General features: G+C 59.5%; 15 protein-coding genes. 7 read left to right on the top strand and 8 right to left on the bottom strand.

Features of this window, described 5'->3' with window-relative positions; genetic code table 11:
* Positions 1-11: 11 nt before the first annotated feature.
* Genes GOV88_RS06955 through GOV88_RS06940 form a run of 4 tightly spaced genes read right to left on the bottom strand, consistent with a single transcriptional unit; the run spans position 12 to position 3,977 of the window.
* Positions 12-791 (bottom strand): SDR family oxidoreductase, encoded by a 780-nt coding sequence (locus GOV88_RS06955; RefSeq protein ID WP_171211697.1) that lies wholly within the window; start codon positions 789-791, stop codon positions 12-14.
* Positions 788-1,726: an SDR family oxidoreductase gene (locus tag GOV88_RS06950; protein ID WP_171239957.1), complete on the bottom strand. Its 939-nt coding sequence runs from the start codon at positions 1,724-1,726 to the stop codon at positions 788-790. Before GOV88_RS06950 ends, GOV88_RS06955 begins: the two co-directional genes overlap by 4 nt.
* Positions 1,723-2,625 (bottom strand): bile acid:sodium symporter family protein, encoded by a 903-nt coding sequence (locus tag GOV88_RS06945; protein WP_171239956.1) that lies wholly within the window; start codon positions 2,623-2,625, stop codon positions 1,723-1,725. The genes GOV88_RS06950 and GOV88_RS06945 overlap by 4 nt, the downstream gene beginning before the upstream one ends.
* A complete protein-coding gene (locus GOV88_RS06940; protein ID WP_171239955.1) occupies positions 2,622-3,977 on the bottom strand; it encodes an NAD(P)/FAD-dependent oxidoreductase in 1,356 nt (451 codons plus the stop codon). The genes GOV88_RS06945 and GOV88_RS06940 overlap by 4 nt, the downstream gene beginning before the upstream one ends.
* A 140-nt stretch (positions 3,978-4,117) precedes the next feature.
* Between GOV88_RS06940 and GOV88_RS06935 the strand changes: the two genes are divergently transcribed.
* On the top strand, positions 4,118-4,714 hold the full coding sequence (locus GOV88_RS06935; protein WP_254449181.1) for a TetR/AcrR family transcriptional regulator: 597 nt from the start codon (positions 4,118-4,120) through the stop codon (positions 4,712-4,714).
* Positions 4,715-4,753: 39 nt separating this feature from the next.
* On the opposite strand, the gene GOV88_RS06930 is transcribed toward GOV88_RS06935, so the two are convergent.
* From GOV88_RS06930 to GOV88_RS06920, 3 genes are read right to left on the bottom strand one after another with little or no spacing between them, the layout of a single operon-like run.
* Positions 4,754-5,137, bottom strand: coding sequence for a carboxymuconolactone decarboxylase family protein (locus GOV88_RS06930; RefSeq protein ID WP_171239953.1), 384 nt, complete (start codon positions 5,135-5,137; stop codon positions 4,754-4,756).
* 43 nt (positions 5,138-5,180) lie between these two features.
* The gene (locus GOV88_RS06925) at positions 5,181-6,269 is read right to left on the bottom strand and encodes an aromatic ring-hydroxylating dioxygenase subunit alpha (RefSeq protein ID WP_171124267.1); all 1,089 of its coding nucleotides are present in this window, start codon (positions 6,267-6,269) and stop codon (positions 5,181-5,183) included.
* Positions 6,266-7,153 (bottom strand): MurR/RpiR family transcriptional regulator, encoded by an 888-nt coding sequence (locus GOV88_RS06920; RefSeq protein WP_171239952.1) that lies wholly within the window; start codon positions 7,151-7,153, stop codon positions 6,266-6,268. Before GOV88_RS06920 ends, GOV88_RS06925 begins: the two co-directional genes overlap by 4 nt.
* 68 nt (positions 7,154-7,221) lie before the next feature.
* On the opposite strand from GOV88_RS06920, the gene GOV88_RS06915 reads away from it, so the two are divergent.
* Genes GOV88_RS06915 through GOV88_RS06895 form a run of 5 tightly spaced genes read left to right on the top strand, consistent with a single transcriptional unit; the run spans position 7,222 to position 13,708 of the window.
* Positions 7,222-9,678 (top strand): FAD-dependent oxidoreductase, encoded by a 2,457-nt coding sequence (locus tag GOV88_RS06915; protein WP_171239951.1) that lies wholly within the window; start codon positions 7,222-7,224, stop codon positions 9,676-9,678.
* The gene (locus tag GOV88_RS06910) at positions 9,675-10,757 is read left to right on the top strand and encodes an alcohol dehydrogenase family protein (RefSeq protein ID WP_254449180.1); all 1,083 of its coding nucleotides are present in this window, start codon (positions 9,675-9,677) and stop codon (positions 10,755-10,757) included. Before GOV88_RS06915 ends, GOV88_RS06910 begins: the two co-directional genes overlap by 4 nt.
* Positions 10,754-11,329 carry a dimethylsulfonioproprionate lyase family protein gene (locus GOV88_RS06905; RefSeq protein WP_171239950.1) on the top strand — a complete coding sequence of 192 codons (576 nt, stop codon included), beginning with the start codon at positions 10,754-10,756 and terminating at the stop codon, positions 11,327-11,329. The genes GOV88_RS06910 and GOV88_RS06905 overlap by 4 nt, the downstream gene beginning before the upstream one ends.
* Positions 11,326-12,429 (top strand): mandelate racemase/muconate lactonizing enzyme family protein, encoded by a 1,104-nt coding sequence (locus tag GOV88_RS06900; protein WP_171239949.1) that lies wholly within the window; start codon positions 11,326-11,328, stop codon positions 12,427-12,429. The genes GOV88_RS06905 and GOV88_RS06900 overlap by 4 nt, the downstream gene beginning before the upstream one ends.
* 1 nt (position 12,430) lies before the next feature.
* On the top strand, positions 12,431-13,708 hold the full coding sequence (locus GOV88_RS06895) for an aspartate aminotransferase family protein (RefSeq protein ID WP_171239948.1): 1,278 nt from the start codon (positions 12,431-12,433) through the stop codon (positions 13,706-13,708).
* 232 nt (positions 13,709-13,940) lie between these two features.
* Here GOV88_RS06895 and hemC read toward each other — a convergent pair whose 3' ends face one another.
* Positions 13,941-14,900 carry a hydroxymethylbilane synthase gene (gene hemC / locus GOV88_RS06890; protein ID WP_171239947.1) on the bottom strand — a complete coding sequence of 320 codons (960 nt, stop codon included), beginning with the start codon at positions 14,898-14,900 and terminating at the stop codon, positions 13,941-13,943.
* A gap of 106 nt (positions 14,901-15,006) precedes the next feature.
* Here hemC and hemE point away from each other — a divergent pair, with 106 nt between their 5' ends.
* Complete coding sequence (gene hemE, locus GOV88_RS06885; RefSeq protein ID WP_171239946.1) at positions 15,007-16,041, top strand: uroporphyrinogen decarboxylase; 1,035 nt, start codon at positions 15,007-15,009, stop codon at positions 16,039-16,041.
* The last annotated feature ends 69 nt before the right edge of the window (positions 16,042-16,110 follow it).

The following is a 16,110-nucleotide window of genomic DNA, read 5'->3' as shown; positions in this document are numbered from 1 at the left end:
GGCGCACCGGATCAGGTCGGATGGTCCTTGGCGATCGTGCGCAACATTTGTGAAAAGTAAAAACCCGGCGCAATGCGGTTCACGATATTGGCCAGCCGCGCCACGCGGCCCACGGGGATAAACCGCTTGCCTCGGGCATAGCCGCGAAGGATGACGCGGGCTGCGTCCTCAGGCTCCATATAGTCAACGCCGTCCGAGGCTGAACCCGGCCTGACAAACCCGCTTTGTGCCGCATCGGGGCGTCCGATGTTGGTGGCTACAAACGAAGGTGCGGCGATGCTGACACTTACACCATGCTTGATTTCTTCTGCGCCAAGCGATTTGAAGAACCCTTCAAGCGCGTGTTTGCTGGCGGCATAGGCAGTACGATGAAAAAGCGGCGCAAACCCGGCAACCGAGGATATGGCCAAGTGGGTTCCCTTGGACTGTCGCAAAGGGTGCAGAAACTGCCTGGCACAGTCGACTGCCGCGAAATAATTGATCTCGAAGAGATTTCGGTGTGAGGCCATATCGCATTCGGCGAAGGCAGAGATCTGCGAAACGCCCGCGTTGTAAATCACCAGATCAATCGACGCGCAGGATTCAATGACCTGGGTGCAGGTCTCTTTGATCTGGTCTGGTTGGGTCAGGTCGCAGGCGAATGTGGTTACGCCGTCCAAGCGGGCATAAGAGTCCAGCTCGGGGCCCGGAAGGTCGATCAGTACGGTGTGCCACCCTTGGGCACGCAGCGCCGCAGACAGGGCTCGGCCTAGTCCACCCGCGCCGCCGGTTATCACTGCGGTTTGTGTCATTGTGCGGCCTCCCACCAGCGTTGAAATGCCTCTGCGCTGGAAAGCTCGGGCTCATATCCGAAACTTGTCCTAAGCGCGGAATTGTCCAGCACAGGGCGGTACAGCAGAAAACGCACCTGTTCAGGGCCATAGCGTGACAGACCCAGAGGGCGCGCAAGTGTTAGCGCAGCTTTGAGCAGCCCAGGCCGTAACCATCGTACCGACTTTCCCATCGCCGACGCGATCTGTGAAATGGTCAGCGATCCGTTGCCGGATACGTTGAAGATGCCGGCGGGACTGTCAGTCGCGGCCCGCACCAGGATTTCCGCCAGATCCTTGTCCCAGATAAAGACAAATGGGCTGTCCGATCCTTTCAGGCCCAAAAGGCGGGGCTTGCGGAACAGGGCGGTGATTTGGTTTTCGATATTTGCACCAAGTACCGTGCCAACGCGCAGGATGACCTGTTGCAGATCCGGCGCAGAGTTTCTGGCCTCGGCCAGCATCTGTTCGACCAGACGTTTGTGCCAGGAATAGGCAAACTCTTCGTTGCCTCGGATCGCGTCCGTTTCCTTTAGCGGAACGGGGTTGTCTTCGTAATATCCATAGGCCGCCCCAGACGATGTTACCACCAATCGTCGGGTGCCTGCACCGATTGCGGCGTCCAGAACATTGCGCGTGCCTTCGACATCAACCCTGTATTCCAGTTCGCGGGTCGAATTCGGACCGGGTGTTACGATAGAGGCAAGATGTACAATCGTATGAGGACGCTCTTCGAGGATAACGGATTGAGGGTCATTTCCGGTCACGTTCATTTTTCTGAACCGCGCATTTGCGGGCAGGTTCGAAGGTTCCCGAATGTCGGTCGCGATGATCTCAAGATCAGATCGGTGGCCAAGTCGGTGCAGCAGCGCCGTGCCAACGGCTCCGGCTGCACCTGTGATCAGAATCCGGGTCATTGCGGAATCTCTCGTCTTGCGAAGAACGCGGCAAGGGCGATGCCCGATATTGCGTGCCAGATACCCCATAGGGCTGCGGCAACGGCCATGCCGCCCAAGCCACCGAAGAAGGCGAAGATCAGGATCAGCCCCAGCCCCGAGTTCTGGATTCCAGTTTCGATCGTGACCGAGCGACGATCGCGCTTGGACAGGCCGCCCGCGGTGGCGGTGAAGTAGCCGCCCAGAAAGGCCAGGGCGTTGTGCAGGATGACCAGCCCGATGATGGCCCCGGCAACCTGAAGGAAGTTGTCCCAGTTCGCCGCCAATGCGACGACAATGAACGCAACGAAGATGGCCATCGACAGCCACTGCATCGGTCGGCGAATGCGATCGGCAAACAGTGTAAAGCGCGCGTTCACAAACATTCCCAGGATCAGCGGCAGGATCAGCATGAACCCTACGGTGATTGCCACCGCGACCGGGTCGATTTCAGTGCGCTGCAGGATTTCACGGGTCGGGCCATAGAGATTGCCCCAGAACGCGATATTTGCGGGCGTGATGATGATCGCTGCGACGGTTGCGAAAGCTGTCATCGACACGGACAGCGCGACATTGCCCTTTGCACGATGGGTCATGAAATTCGAGATGTTCCCACCAGGACATGCCGCAACAAGAATAAGCCCCATCGCGACAGAGGGCATGGGCTTTAACGCGACGATCATCAGGAATGTCAGGGCGGGTAAAACGACGAACTGCGAAATCAGTCCGACGATCAGGGGCTTGGGCCCCCGAGCCACCCGCCGAAAATCATCAAACCTTAGGTCCAGCGCGATTGAAAACATGACGACGGCGAGGATGGCGTTCAACAGCTTCAGGTTGCTCGCGTCGAAGTTCAGTGTGACCTGGTCGATCCCGTTCATTTTTCTGCCGCCCTAAGAGCCGCGATCTGGCCCGTCACTTCGCGCCGATAGGTTGCCTTGTCGACGTAATAGGCCATGCGGGGCAGGTCGATATAGTTCATGCCGCCCGTTGCCCGCTCGAACCCTTCGGCCTTGGTTGCGCGGATCGCTTCTGCTGCCGTGTTTCCGGACCGCAACCCGGAAATATACCGAGCGATCATTTCGGCCTGCTCGTGCCGGCCCTGCCAGCCCAGCCCGGATGCTTCGACCATGCCCAGAACAAACACGTCATCCCGTTCAGGATGCATACAGTTCAGGTAAAGATGCGGTGCGTCGCCTGTCCAGTTCAGAAGCGAATTGTCGATGAACGGGTAGTGCAGCTTGTACCCGGTCGCCGCAAGAATCATGTCGTACTCGGCCGAACTGCCATCCCGGAAGTGGACGGTCTTGCTGTCAAACCGTGCAATGTCAGGGCGGACTTTCAGGTCGCCATGCCCGGCGTGAAACAGGATAAGCGAATTCACGATGGGGTGGGACTCGTACAGTTCGTAATCCGGTTTTGGAAACCCGTATTTCTGAGGGTTCCCCACAAACCATTTTAGAATTGCACCATCCACCTTGCGCTTCAGCCACATCGGAAGGCGAATTTTCCCGCCCATCGTGTCAGCTGGTTTGCCGAAGACGTATTTCGGAACAAAGTAGTACCCGCGACGCATGGAAATGTCGCACGAAACCCCATGGTGGATCGCATCAACTGCAATATCACAGCCCGAGTTTCCCGCGCCGATGACAAGAACCCTTTTGCCCGCAAACTGCGTTGGATAGCGGTACTGCGACGCATGGATGAATTCACCGGTGAACGTGCCTTCAAACTCAGGCAGGTTGGGTTCTGACAGGGTTCCGTTGGCGATCAGAACGCCCGCGAACTTCTGTGTTTGCTCGGTGCCGGATTTGTCGCGCCAGCGGACCTCCCACCCACCTTTGTCCAGCGGCTTGGTGCTTAGAACCTCGGCACCGAAGTGGAAGTGCTGATACAAATCGAACGCGGTGGCGAAGTCCTGAAAGTAGGTCTTTAGTTCGCGGTGTGAGGGATATTCGGCGGTTTCCTCAAGCATCGGGAAATCTGCGAATTCGGTCATGCGTTTCGAAGAAATGAGGTGGGCGGTCTCGTACATCGTGGACCGAGGTGCATCAATGTTCCACAGACCACCCACATCATCTGCCAGTTCAAATCCTTGAAACGGCACGCCCTGCTCGATGAGCGTTTTTGCCATCGCAAGACCCATAGGCCCGGCCCCGATAAGCGCAAAACTATCTTCCGGGCGGGCCTTCACCTTTACCGGCTGGCCCGCTCCAAACTGCACCTGCTCCATGCGTCTCTCCTCCTGCGACGTCATTTACCTTGAACGATCGTTCTAAATAAGGCAAACTGATTTTTGAGATGTCGCAACACGCTGTAAAAGAAAGAAAAAGGGCGCCGTCGCAGCGATCCGTAGCTGCGCGAGAGCGAATCTTGGACGCTGCCGAGCAGGTTTTTTCCGAACGGGGATTCGAAGGCGCATCGATTCGGGACATCGCAGAGCGGGCACAGGTTCAGAAGGCGAACGTGAATTTTCACGGTGGCCCGAAAGAAGAGCTGTTTGAACGGATCGTCGCGCGCCGTGCCTCCGTTCTTTCCGAAGAACGCCTGACCGCGATCAAGGCGCTGGAGGGCCAGGATTGGCAGGTCAGGGACTTTGTCGCGGCCTATATGCAACCGCTGATCACGCGCGCGTTCGGTGGTGATCCGCAATGGCTGGCCTACGCGCGTATTGTGGCGATGGTCTCTGCGGATACGCGCTGGCGGGCGCTGGCAAAGGTGCATTTCGATCCCGCCGCGTCTTTCGCGGTTCAGGCCTTGTGCGCCAGGTTCCCCGATGCCGATCCAAACCGCGTGTCCGCGTCACTGGTCTATGCGGTGTCTGCGATGCTGGCCCTGTGTACGTCCGACTGGCGTATTTCGGCCCTGTCCGGTTCCGAGGGTGGGCCCAAGGCTCAGGATATGATCGAGAATCTGCTGAGTTTTTGCGAGGCAGGCATTACTGGCAGTTTAGGCGCCGAGACCGCCTGATCCCGCGAATGGCCTCGGACCTGCCGCGCATCACGTCGGTTATGCGTATCCCAGAACCTTACGCGCGACGCGGAAGCACTCCAACGCCTGTGGGACGCCGCAGTATATGCCGATCACGTGAATAATGGCGCGAATTTCTTCGGGGGTTACACCGTTGTTAACCGCGCCTTTGCAGTGGATCTCCCATTCGTGCATCTTGCCTAACGCACCGATCATCGACAGGTTCATCATCGAGCGCGTCTTGGCGTCGATCACGTCATCGCCCCAGCCAAAGCCCCAGCACCATGCGGTCATGGCCTCTTGAAACGGGCGGGTGAAGTCATCGGCTGCGGCCAGGTTCTTCTCGACATATTCCGCGCCCAGAGTGCTTTTGCGTTGTTCCAACCCTTTCAGGAACAGGTCTTCGTCGAAAATATCTGCCATATTATCCTCTGTTTTTTCGGGTCTCGATCTGTTGTGCAGGTCTTCAGTCCACGGCTTCGCGCATCCATTGCTGCAACCGAGCAATTGAGTGTTCTGACATCACACCACAACCGGGGTCCAAGACCAATGGTCCGGGGCGGTAGCCGCGGGACTTCAGACCGCGATGAACGGATTCGACCAGACGGATATCCTCTTCGACAGTGGTTTCGCGGTCTTGGACGGCAAGTTGCCGGATCACCGCGCTTTCGGACCCGCCCTCGGTGTACCAGCCGCGCCAGACGGTGCAGTGATCGGCGTCATGTGCGCGCCAATGATAGGTGTTAAGCACGTTGCCCGGATAGCATTGGAACGAGAACATCGGCCAAAGAAACCACGATTGATAATCGCCCGCGTGCGGTACAGACATGTCGATCGGGTAGGTCATCTTGTCGAGGCTCTGACACTCGGTCGTATGACGCAGGACATAGCCGCCGCCCGCATCGGGCTGGATGTCATATGTCTCGGGCTTGACGACGCCTTCGGCAAAGGTTGGGTGGTTGGTCGGGCAGTGGTAGCATTCCGAATAGTTCTCGATGCTGACTTTCCAGTTGCAGTTTTCTTGGATTTCCACCCATTCCAGCGGTTCCAGATCGTCGATCTGTGGAACAAAGGCACGGATTTCCTCGCGCACGCCGGGGTACCAGTCGTCCATGGGCGCGGCGTCATCGTCGAGGTTGACGAAGATGAAACCGTTGAACACCTCGGTCCGCACCGAAGTCAGGCAAATGGCGCTGCGGTCGAAACCGGGAACTGATTTGATGTTTGGTCCGGCGCGCAACTGGCCTGACAGCTCATAGGTCCAGGAATGATAGGGGCAGACGACAACGCGGGTATTGCCCGCGCCGCTGACCATCTCATGCGCCCGGTGCTGGCAGACGTTGTAAAACGTGCGGATTTCACCGTCACGACCGCGAATGCAGAACAGGTTCTGGCCCGCAATCTCGAAGGCGAAGTAATCGCCGGGTTCGCGCACCTGCGCCACGTGGCCCGCGAATTGCCAGGTTCGCGCCAAAAGCCCCTGCATTTCCTGCACGAAGATCGCAGGGTCGGTATAGTATCGCGCGTCCAGTGAATGGGTCAGGGGGGCGTTCATTCGGGCTCCTCTGCGTAAAGACCAAGGTGGTGCCTGCGTTGGTGAAACTTCTCGACCCTGTCGACGATTTCATCGCTGGACACAGCCACCACAAAGGACAGCAGCGTTTCCAGCAAAGCGATGGTCGAGACGGAAGAAGGGAAGAATTGCGGCGTGTCAGCCGTCACGACAAAGCCGTGCTGCGCGTTCAGGATCACTGGGCTGGCGGGGCTGTCCGAGATGCCGATGACGGTCAGACCCTGTTGCCGGGCCAGTTTGATCGCGTCGATCACCTCGGTCCGGTATGGGTGGCAGGTGATGGCGATCAGCACGTCCTGCTCATCCGCCCAGGCCAGATCGTCCACGGGGGTCGATCCGGGCCGCGGTATGGCATGGAACTGCTTCATCCCCGTCGACGCCAGATAGGTGAAGTTGCGCGCGTTCGAGTTGTTCACGCCGACGCCCAGGGTAAAGATCTGGCGACAGTTCCAGATATCCTCGGCGGCCGCCTTCAGGCGGGCGGCGTCGATCCCGGCAAAGGTGTCCTCGATATTGCGGATCGCAGCACCGACCATATCGGCATAAAGCCCGCCCAGTTCACCCGATTTGCCGATATCCTGCAACCAGCGGGCGCGATCGGGAAAGGATATACCACCGCGCCGAATCGCATCGCGGAAGGGCGCGCGGAAATCCTCATAACCTTCGAAGCCCACTTGCCGCGCCATGCGGACAAAGGTGTTGGGCTTGACCTTGGCGGCTTCGGCGATCTCGCGCACCGTCGAAACCCCGACATCCGTGGGGTTTTCCAGCACATAGCGCGCGGCCTTCTGTGCCTCGGGCGTCAGGGCGTCCCATTCTTCACTGAGACGATCCAATACGGTGGATGATACATTTGTGTCATTCATGATTGACGATGGTACAAATGTGGAATTAGCCTGTCGAGCAGAAAAGCGACTCGGGAAGAGGAAATGTCATGTCCGAGAAGAAATTGCCCACCCACACCCGCGTGGTCATCGTTGGAGGCGGCGTCATGGGGGTCGGTCTGGCCTATCATCTGGCGCATGAAGGCTGGGGCGAGGATACCGTCCTGCTGGAAAAGGCCGAACTGACCAGCGGCAGCACATGGCACGCGGCGGGCCAGATCACGCATTCGACCTCAAGCTTTGGTTTGGGGAAATGCGTGGATTACAATATCGGTTTGTACTCCGGTGCTCTGGAAGCCGAGACCGGCCAGCCGGTGACATGGCATGGCTGCGGCTCGTTCCGTCTGGCCTATACCGAGGATGAGATGGACTGGCTGCGCCACACGCTGTCGGTGGGTCGCTCGCTGGGGTTCAATATTGAACTGGTTGGCCCTGAGAAGGTGGCCGAGCTGCACCCGTTTTATAACTTGGACGGTGTTCTGGGCGCGCTGAACACGCCCGATGACGGCCATGTGGACCCAACCAATGTGACCATGGCGATGGCCACGGGCGCGCGCCAAAGGAGCGTCCGCATCTTCCGCAACTGTCGCGCCACCAACATCACGCAGGCCGAGAATGGCGAATGGGTGGTTGAAACCGAAATGGGCACCATCACTTGCGAGCATGTGGTGAACGCGGGCGGCACCTATGCGCGTCAGATGGGCGAATGGTCCGGGCTGCAACTGCCGATGACCTCGATGACACACCATTACTTCGTGACCGAGCCGGTGCCCGAGTTCCAGAATCTGGACAAGGAATTGCCGGTTATCCGCGATGACCGCAAAGTCTCGGGCTATATCCGCATGGAGCAAAATCGGGGCCTGATCGGGATTTATGAAAAAGAAAACCCGAACTCGGTTTGGCACGATCATTGCCCATGGGAATATGAAAACTGGCTGTTCGACGCGGATTACGACCGGGTGATGCCGTGGCTTGAGGAAAGCCTGAACAGGATGCCGATCTTTGCCGAGTTGGGCATTCAGCGCGATGTGCATGGGGCGATTTCGCACCCACCCGATGGCAATCCTTTGATCGGGCCTGCACCGGGCGTGCGGAATTACTGGTGCTGCTGCGGCACCCAGATCGGCATTGGCTGGGGGCCGGGCCTGACGCGTGAGTTGGCGCGCTGGATGGTGCATGGGGCCGCCGATATCTCTATGCGCGAGTTCGATCCGCGCCGGTTCGGCAGCTATGCCACGAAGGACTGGCAGGTGATCAAGGCCGAGGAAGATTATTGCCTGCGCCACGAAATCCCTTTTCCGCATTTCAACCGGCTCCAGGGGCGCCCGATCAAACCGTCGCCTTTGTATGATCTGCTGAACTCCAAGGGCGCGGTCCATGAGGAGGTCTATGGGTTTGAACGCCCCCGCTGGTTCGCGCGGGATGGGGTGGAACAGCGTGACCACTATTCCTTCCGCCGAACCCCCGCCGATGACATGGTCGCAGCCGAGGTCAAAGCGGTGCGCGAACGCGTCGGCATCATGGATGTGACCGCCTTTACCAAGATCGAGGTTTCAGGACCGGACGCCTATGCGTTGCTGGATCGGCTGACCGCCAACCGGATGCCGCAAAAGGTCGGCTCGATCACGCTGACCCATATGCTGAACCGCCGTGGCCGGATCGAGTTGGAGACAACCATCGTCCGAATGGCCGAGGATCGCTTTTATCTGGTCTGCGCGGCCTTCTTCGAACAACGCCTGCTGGACCATATGACGCAACAGCGTGTGGATGAGGATGTGCAGATCAACGCTTTGTCCGCTGACTGGTCTGCCTTGTCACTGAACGGCCCCCGATCGCGGGATGTGCTGGCGCGGTGCACCGATGCCGATCTGACCAATGCCGGGTTCCGTTGGCTCTCGGCGCAGGAAATCGACATCGCGGGTCACAAGGTCTGGGCTTTCCGCATGTCCTATGCCGGGGAACTGGGCTGGGAGTTGCACATGCCAAACGCCGCCTGTTTGGACGTTTACTCGGCGCTTTGGGCCGCCGGAGAACCGCACGGCATCGCCGACTATGGTAGCTTTGCCATGAATGTGATGCGGATGGAGAAGGGCTTCAAAGGCGCAGGCGAGCTGACCAATGAGGTCACTCTGGCCGAGGCCGATGTGCTGCGCTTTGCGCGCACCGACAAGGAGTATCTGGGCAAAGACAAGACCCTGAACAGCGACCTGCCGTGGGTTTGCGCTTATCTGGAGATTGAACCGGATGGTGAGATCGACGGACATGGCGGTGAGGCGGTGATGCTGGATGGCCGCGTCGTCGGCTCGATCGCATCGGTGGCCTATGGGCATACCGTCGGCAAGATCCTCGCCTTCGCTTACGTCAAACCCGAGGCCGCCACACCCGGCACAGCCTTGCAGGTCGTGATCCACGGCCGACCCCGCGTGGCCTGCGTGCTGGATGAACCGGCTTACGATCCCCAAAGCTTTTTGCCACGCACTGACACCGTACTGGAGGCCGCGCAATGACCCTGCCCGATACAATGAAAGCCATGGTCACGATGGGTCATGGCGGATTAGAACAAATGGTGTTGCACCCCAACTGGCCCCGCCCCGAACCGGCTGCCAATGAAGTGCTGATCAAGGTCGCCGCCTGCGGTCTGAACAACACGGACGTCAATACGCGGTCGGGCTGGTATTCCAAGACCGTCACTGACGCGACCACCGGAGGCGCGTTTGAAGAGGTAGGCGAAGAAGACCCCACCTGGGGAGGCAACCCGATCACCTTCCCACGCATCCAAGGAGCTGATATCTGTGGCCATATCGTCGCCGTAGGCGAAGGCGTCGACCCGGCCCGCATCGGTCAGCGTGTAATCACAGATGGCTGGTTGCGCGACCCGGATGATCCCGGAAACAAGGACAAAACCGGCTACTACGGCTCGGAACGGGACGGAGGGTTTGCGGAATACGCCACCACTCTGGCCGTGAATGCTGTGCCGATTACCTCCGACCTGTCGGATGCGGAATTGGCGACGTTTTCCTGTTCCTACTCGACCGCCGAGGGGATGCTGACCCGCGCCAATGTCAGCCAGAATGACACCGTTCTGGTGCCCGGAGCCTCGGGCGGGGTCGGAGGCGCATTGGTGCAACTGGCCAAACGTCGCGGCGCGCGGGTCATTGCACTGGCGTCCGAGGCGAAACACGCCGACGTCGCCGCACTTGGCCCGGACAAAATCCTGCCGCGCGCGCCCGATAACTTGCGTGCGGCGCTGGGGGACGAAAAAATCACAGTGGTCGCCGATGTGGTCGGTGGCCCCTATTGGCCCAACCTGATCGACATCCTTGAACGTGGCGGGCGCTATACCTGTTCCGGTGCCATCGCAGGGCCAATGGTGGATTTTGACCTGCGCACCTTCTATTTGCGCGACCTGACCTTCACCGGCTCGACCGTCATCGACCCGCAGGTGATGCAAAACCTCGTCAAATATATCGAGGCGGGTCAGATCAAACCGGCCCTTGCCGCGACTTATCCGCTGGAAGAACTGCGCGAGGCGCAGGCCGCGTTCATCGCGAAACAACACACTGGAAACATTGTGGTGATCCCATGACCATGGATGATGTCCTCGAAGCCGCGCGGCGATTGCATTACACGCATCCCGATCTGGCTGCGTTCGGAGATTGGCCCGATGACTTGTTTGCCGCTGATGTGCAGCCAAACGCGATTCCGGCGGTTCCCCTGGTGCAGGCAATCCGGCCCGACGCCGGGCCTACCCTAGCCCTGACCGAGGCAATTCGCGCAACCGCACATCTGGCCAACTGGAAACAGACCTATACTGAAGACGAAGTCGGAGCCGATTTCCTGAATCGCTATGGATATTACGAGCTGTTCGGTCCAACGGGCCATTTCTACTCGGCGCAACTGCGCGGCTATGTGGCCTATTGGGGTGACGGGCTGAACTATGATTGGCACAGCCACAAGGCCGAAGAACTGTACCTGATCGCCGCTGGCCGCGCGCGGTTTCGCGTTCAAGGAAATGAGGCCGACCTAACCCCCAATCAAACCCGCTTGCATGCCAGTTGGCAGAGCCATGCCATGATCACCACCGACAGCCCGATCCTGACCTATGTGTTGTGGCGCGGCGAAGGCTTGGACGATCTGCCCCAGATGGACGCCGCATGAAGATTACCAAACTCATCCTCTGGTCTGTCGACCTCAGCAGCCATGAAACGTACCGCATGGCCGAAGGCAAAACCTGCGCCACGGTCAAAACCCATGTCCTGTGCCTAATCACAGATACTGGCCTGCAAGGGTGGGGTGAGGTTTGCCCGATCCCCCACTACCTTCCGGCCTATGCCGATGGTGTTCCCGCCGCGATTACTGAAATGGCCCCGGAAATCCTCGGGATGTCACCTTTCGGGGCGGACGCGCCCATGCGCAAGCTTGATGGGTTTTTGCCAGGTCATCGCTACGCCAAGTCCGCCGTCGATCTGGCGCTGTGGGATTTGTTCGGCCAAGCCACGGGCCAACCGGTCTATGCGCTGTTGGGCGGGCGCACGCGCAAGGACATGCCGCTTTATCACTCGATCACCTGCGTTGCTCCGGATGAGATGGCCCGCATCGCGCAAGTCGCCTATCAGACAGGCATTCGCCAGTTTCAGGTCAAACTTGGGGTCGAAGCCGATTGGCAGGCCGACGCTGAACGCCTGTTCAAAGTGCGCGAGGCCGTGGGGCAGGGCCCTATCGTCTATGGCGACTGGAACTGCGGCGCATCGCGTCTTCAGGCCACACGCACGGGCCGCGCGGTGGCGCATCTGGATGTGATGCTGGAACAGCCCTGCAAAACGCTGAAAGATTGTGCTGCCGTCCGGCAAGCCACTGGCCTGCCGATGAAGATCGACGAGAACGCACATGATCTGGCCTCGCTGCTGCGGGCGCATGAACTTGGCTGCATGGATGCGGTGGCGTTAAAACTATCTAAGTTCGGAGGTCTGTCGGCCATGCGCCGTGCACGGGACCTGACCGTATATCTGGGGGCCGAAATCTGCGCCGAGTGCACATGGGGGTCCGATATCGTCACCGCGGCCGCGCTGCATTTCGCGGCCTCGACCCCGCAGGGATCGCTGATGAACACCTGTGATCTGTCCTCTTACGTGGCGCCACGCCTTTGCCCCGATGCGCCCAGCCGCAAAGACGGCCGCATTGCTCCGCCTGAAGGACACGGTTTGGGCGTGACGCCCGACCCGGATATCCTTGGCGCCCCGATATTGGAGATTGCCTGAGATGCGCAAGATCAACACCCAATCCGAATGGATCGCCCGTGCGAATGAGGTCTTGCCCGCTGGGGGTTTTGGCAATTTCGACCCCGGCATCATTATCGCACGTGGCGAGGGCAGCCACGTCTGGGATGAGGACGGCAATGAATACATCGACTATCTGATCGGGTCCGGCCCGATGCTGCTGGGCCACGGCCACCCCGAAGTGATGGAGGCAGTGCTGGAGCAACTGCCCAAGGGCATGACCTTCTTTGCCAATAACGCCAAGGGTATCGAACTGGCTGAGGCTATTGTCGATGCGGTGCCGTGCTGCGAACAGGTGCGTTTTGTGGCCTCGGGTGGCGAGGCCGACATGTACGCCATCCGTCTGGCCCGCGCCTATACCGGGCGTGACAAGATTCTGAAATTTGAAGGCGGCTATCATGGCATGAGCGCCGAGGCGCAGATGAGCCTTGCCCCCAGCCGTCGGGTCAACTTTCCGCAAGCGGTTCCTGACAGCGCCGGGATACCTGCGGGGGTGGCCGAGCAGATGCTGATTGCGCCGTTCAACGACCTTGAGGCCGTCGCGGCCCTGCTGAATGAGCATGACGATATCGCTGCGATCATGGTCGAACCTTTGCAGCGGATCATCCCGCCCTTGCCCGGATACCTGCAAGGGCTGCGCGACTTGTGCGACAAGCACAACGTCCTGCTGATCTTTGACGAGATCGTCACAGGGTTCCGTCTGGCCTATGGCGGCGCGCAGGAGAAATACGGTGTGACACCCGATATCTGCACGCTGGGCAAGATCATCGGCGGAGGGTTCCCATTGGCTGCGCTGGGTGCAAGCGCCGAGATCATGAAACATTTCGACAAGGATCAGGTTGGCGAGGACGGGTGGCTGATGCAGCTTGGGACCTTGTCGGGAAACCCGGTGGCCTCGGTCGCGGGCCTGAAAACTATGGAGGTTCTTCGGCGCGACGGCGTCTATGACCAACTGCGCGCAACGGGTGCAGCGTTGCAACAGATGCAGGGTACTGCCTTGGTCAAAGCCGGGATTCCGTTTCGGATTTGCGGCGACGAGACGTTGTTCGATATCTTTTTCACGGAAAACGATTGCCGTGAGTACCGCAGCGCCAAGCATGATGATCCGCATCGTAACGTGATTTACAACAACAGCTTAAGGGCGAGCGGGATATTCAAGTCGCCGGGCAAGCTTTATCCTTCCTTGGCTGTGACGGAAGCGGACCTGCAACAGACTAAGCACGCGGTTGAAAAAGCGGTCCAGATAATTGCCAATGCCTAAACGGATTTAGTCTGGGCAAAGAAACGGGCCGCTGCCAGTTGATGACAGCGGCCCTGACTGATTGGATGTCCGGGGCTGCACCTCGCCCCCTCGAATACCACTTAAAAATACGGACAGACTTGCAAACTTTCGACTTTTTCGAGAGCAGCCCGACGTCTCAATCGGTGTATCTGTATCTTGTCAGCGTTTGGAAATGCGAGCAGTGAAGTAGTTCACATTGCGCAACTTTTTCTCAACTTCTCCAGTCGAAGAAGCCTGAACCCGCCTTCTGCAGCAGCGTTTTCGCCATGGCGTGGCCCATCTCGGGCCCATCGGCAACCGCACCGGTGATGTCTTCCGAGATGGCCTCGGACCCGTCCGGGCGCAGAACCTCACCTCGCAGGCGCAGGTGGCCGTCCTGTATTTCGGCAAGGCCAGCGATCGGCGTCTCGCACGAACCGTCCAGCGCAGCCAGCAGCGTGCGCTCTGCAGCCAGGCGCTGGCCGGTTTCGGCGTGGTGGATGGCTTCGAGCATACAAGCTGCGCGGGAATCGTCGCTGCGGCGTTCGATACCGATAGTGCCCTGCGCAATGGCAGGCAGCATGTCCTCGGGCGCAATGGCGGTGGCAGGGACGCCGTCCATTTTCAGGCGGCGGATACCGGCCATGGCCAGAAAGGTGCAATCCGCCACGCCATCGGCCAGTTTCTTGAGGCGGGTCTGAACGTTGCCGCGAAATTCAACCACGTTCAGGTCGGGGCGGCGGTTCAGCAACTGCGCCCTTCGGCGCAGGGATGAGGTGCCGACGGTGGCACCCAGCGGCAGGTCGTGGATTGAGGCGAATTGTGGGGAAATGAACGCATCGCGCACATCCTCGCGCGGCAGGAACGTCTCCAGCACCAGCCCGGCGGGCTGTTCGACGGGCATATCCTTGGTGGAATGGACAGCGATGTCGATATCGCCGCGCAGCATCGCCTCTTCGATTTCCTTGGTGAAGAGGCCCTTGTTGCCGATCTCTTTCAACGGGCGGTCCGCGTCGATCATTGCGCGGTTGTCACCAGTGGTCTTGATGACCACGACCTCGAACGCTTCATCCGGCAAGTCGAAAGCCGCGCCCAGTCGCTGCCGTGTCTCATAGGCTTGTGCCAGCGCCAGAGGTGATCCTCGGGTACCGATCTTGAGCGGCGAGTCGGGGGAGGGCAGGGTCAGTGTCATGCGCACAGCTTTAGTCGCGTCACATTGCCCTGACAATGGGGGCAGAGCTTGACAAATTGCCACTGAGGGCCGACCCGTGGCGCAAACCTGATGATTGGGGGCAGACATGGCCGAAACAAAGAAACTGCTGCGGGCGCTGGCGGGTGAGGTGCAGGATGTGCCGCCGATCTGGATGATGCGTCAGGCCGGGCGCTACCTGCCTGAATACCGCGCGACACGGGCGCAGGCAGGGGATTTCCTGTCGCTGTGTTATAACCCCGAACTGGCGGCCGAGGTAACGTTGCAACCAATTCGCCGCTATGGGTTCGATGCGGCGATCTTGTTTGCCGATATCCTGCTGGTACCGCAGGCGCTGGGCGCGGATTTGTGGTTCGTGACCGGCGAGGGACCGCGCCTGTCGACTATCACCCAGCAGGCCGAGTTTGACGCTTTGAAGCCCATGGATGCGATTCACGAGACTTTGTCTCCAGTCTATGAGACCGTGCGTATCCTGTCGCGGGAATTGCCGTCCGAGACAACGTTGATCGGGTTTGCAGGCGCGCCCTGGACGGTGGCGACCTATATGATCGCCGGGCGCGGCACGCCGGATCAGGGCCCGGCCCATGCGCTGCGCGAAGGGAATGTGGCATTGTTCGAGGCGTTGCTGGAGCGGATCACGCTGGCGACGATCGAATACCTCTCGGCCCAGATCGAGGCAGGGGCCGAGGTGGTCAAGATCTTTGACAGCTGGGCCGGGTCGTTGAAGGGGGACGCGTTCCAGAAATACGCCGTTGAGCCGTGCCGGGTCATCACTCAGGCCATCAAGGCGCGCCATCCCGGCATTCCGGTGATCGGTTTCCCGCGTGAGGCCGGTGACGGCTATGTCGGGTTTGCGAAGGCGACCGGAGTGGATTGTGTGGCGCTGGATAACTCGGTCGCGTCGGATTGGGCGGCGGCCCACGTGCAGGTGGATGGCTGTGTTCAAGGCAATCTGGCCTCGTCCCATATGGTGACGGGTGGGCAGGCTTTGGTGGATGAAACGCGCAAGATCGTTGAGGCGTTTTCAAAGGGACCGCATATTTTCAACCTTGGGCATGGGATCACGCCGGATGCCGACCCCGAGAACGTGCAATTGATGATTGACACTGTGCGATCGCGGTAAGCTGGTTGAAGGGGGCCAGCCCCCTTCTTGGCCTGCGGCCAATTCATCCCCCGGGATATTTATAGCCAG

The sequence above is a fragment of the Ruegeria sp. HKCCA5491 genome (assembly GCF_013034565.1).
Classification (GTDB): domain Bacteria; phylum Pseudomonadota; class Alphaproteobacteria; order Rhodobacterales; family Rhodobacteraceae; genus Ruegeria.
Note: the sequence above shows the minus strand (reverse complement) of the source record. Positions and strands in the feature narration are given on the sequence as shown.

Excerpts from the sequence above, each read along its gene's own strand:
- GOV88_RS06955 (WP_171211697.1), bottom strand. The coding sequence starts at position 791 with ATGACACAAACCGCAGTGATAACCGGCGGCGCGGGTGGACTAGGCCGA.
- GOV88_RS06950 (WP_171239957.1), bottom strand. The coding sequence starts at position 1,726 with ATGACCCGGATTCTGATCACAGGTGCAGCCGGAGCCGTTGGCACGGCG.
- GOV88_RS06945 (WP_171239956.1), bottom strand. The coding sequence starts at position 2,625 with ATGAACGGGATCGACCAGGTCACACTGAACTTCGACGCGAGCAACCTG.
- GOV88_RS06940 (WP_171239955.1), bottom strand. The coding sequence starts at position 3,977 with ATGGAGCAGGTGCAGTTTGGAGCGGGCCAGCCGGTAAAGGTGAAGGCC.
- GOV88_RS06930 (WP_171239953.1), bottom strand. The coding sequence starts at position 5,137 with ATGGCAGATATTTTCGACGAAGACCTGTTCCTGAAAGGGTTGGAACAA.
- GOV88_RS06925 (WP_171124267.1), bottom strand. The coding sequence starts at position 6,269 with ATGAACGCCCCCCTGACCCATTCACTGGACGCGCGATACTATACCGAC.
- GOV88_RS06920 (WP_171239952.1), bottom strand. The coding sequence starts at position 7,153 with ATGAATGACACAAATGTATCATCCACCGTATTGGATCGTCTCAGTGAA.
- GOV88_RS06915 (WP_171239951.1), top strand. The coding sequence starts at position 7,222 with ATGTCCGAGAAGAAATTGCCCACCCACACCCGCGTGGTCATCGTTGGA.
- GOV88_RS06910 (WP_254449180.1), top strand. The coding sequence starts at position 9,675 with ATGACCCTGCCCGATACAATGAAAGCCATGGTCACGATGGGTCATGGC.
- GOV88_RS06905 (WP_171239950.1), top strand. The coding sequence starts at position 10,754 with ATGACCATGGATGATGTCCTCGAAGCCGCGCGGCGATTGCATTACACG.
- GOV88_RS06900 (WP_171239949.1), top strand. The coding sequence starts at position 11,326 with ATGAAGATTACCAAACTCATCCTCTGGTCTGTCGACCTCAGCAGCCAT.
- GOV88_RS06895 (WP_171239948.1), top strand. The coding sequence starts at position 12,431 with ATGCGCAAGATCAACACCCAATCCGAATGGATCGCCCGTGCGAATGAG.
- hemC (WP_171239947.1), bottom strand. The coding sequence starts at position 14,900 with ATGACACTGACCCTGCCCTCCCCCGACTCGCCGCTCAAGATCGGTACC.
- hemE (WP_171239946.1), top strand. The coding sequence starts at position 15,007 with ATGGCCGAAACAAAGAAACTGCTGCGGGCGCTGGCGGGTGAGGTGCAG.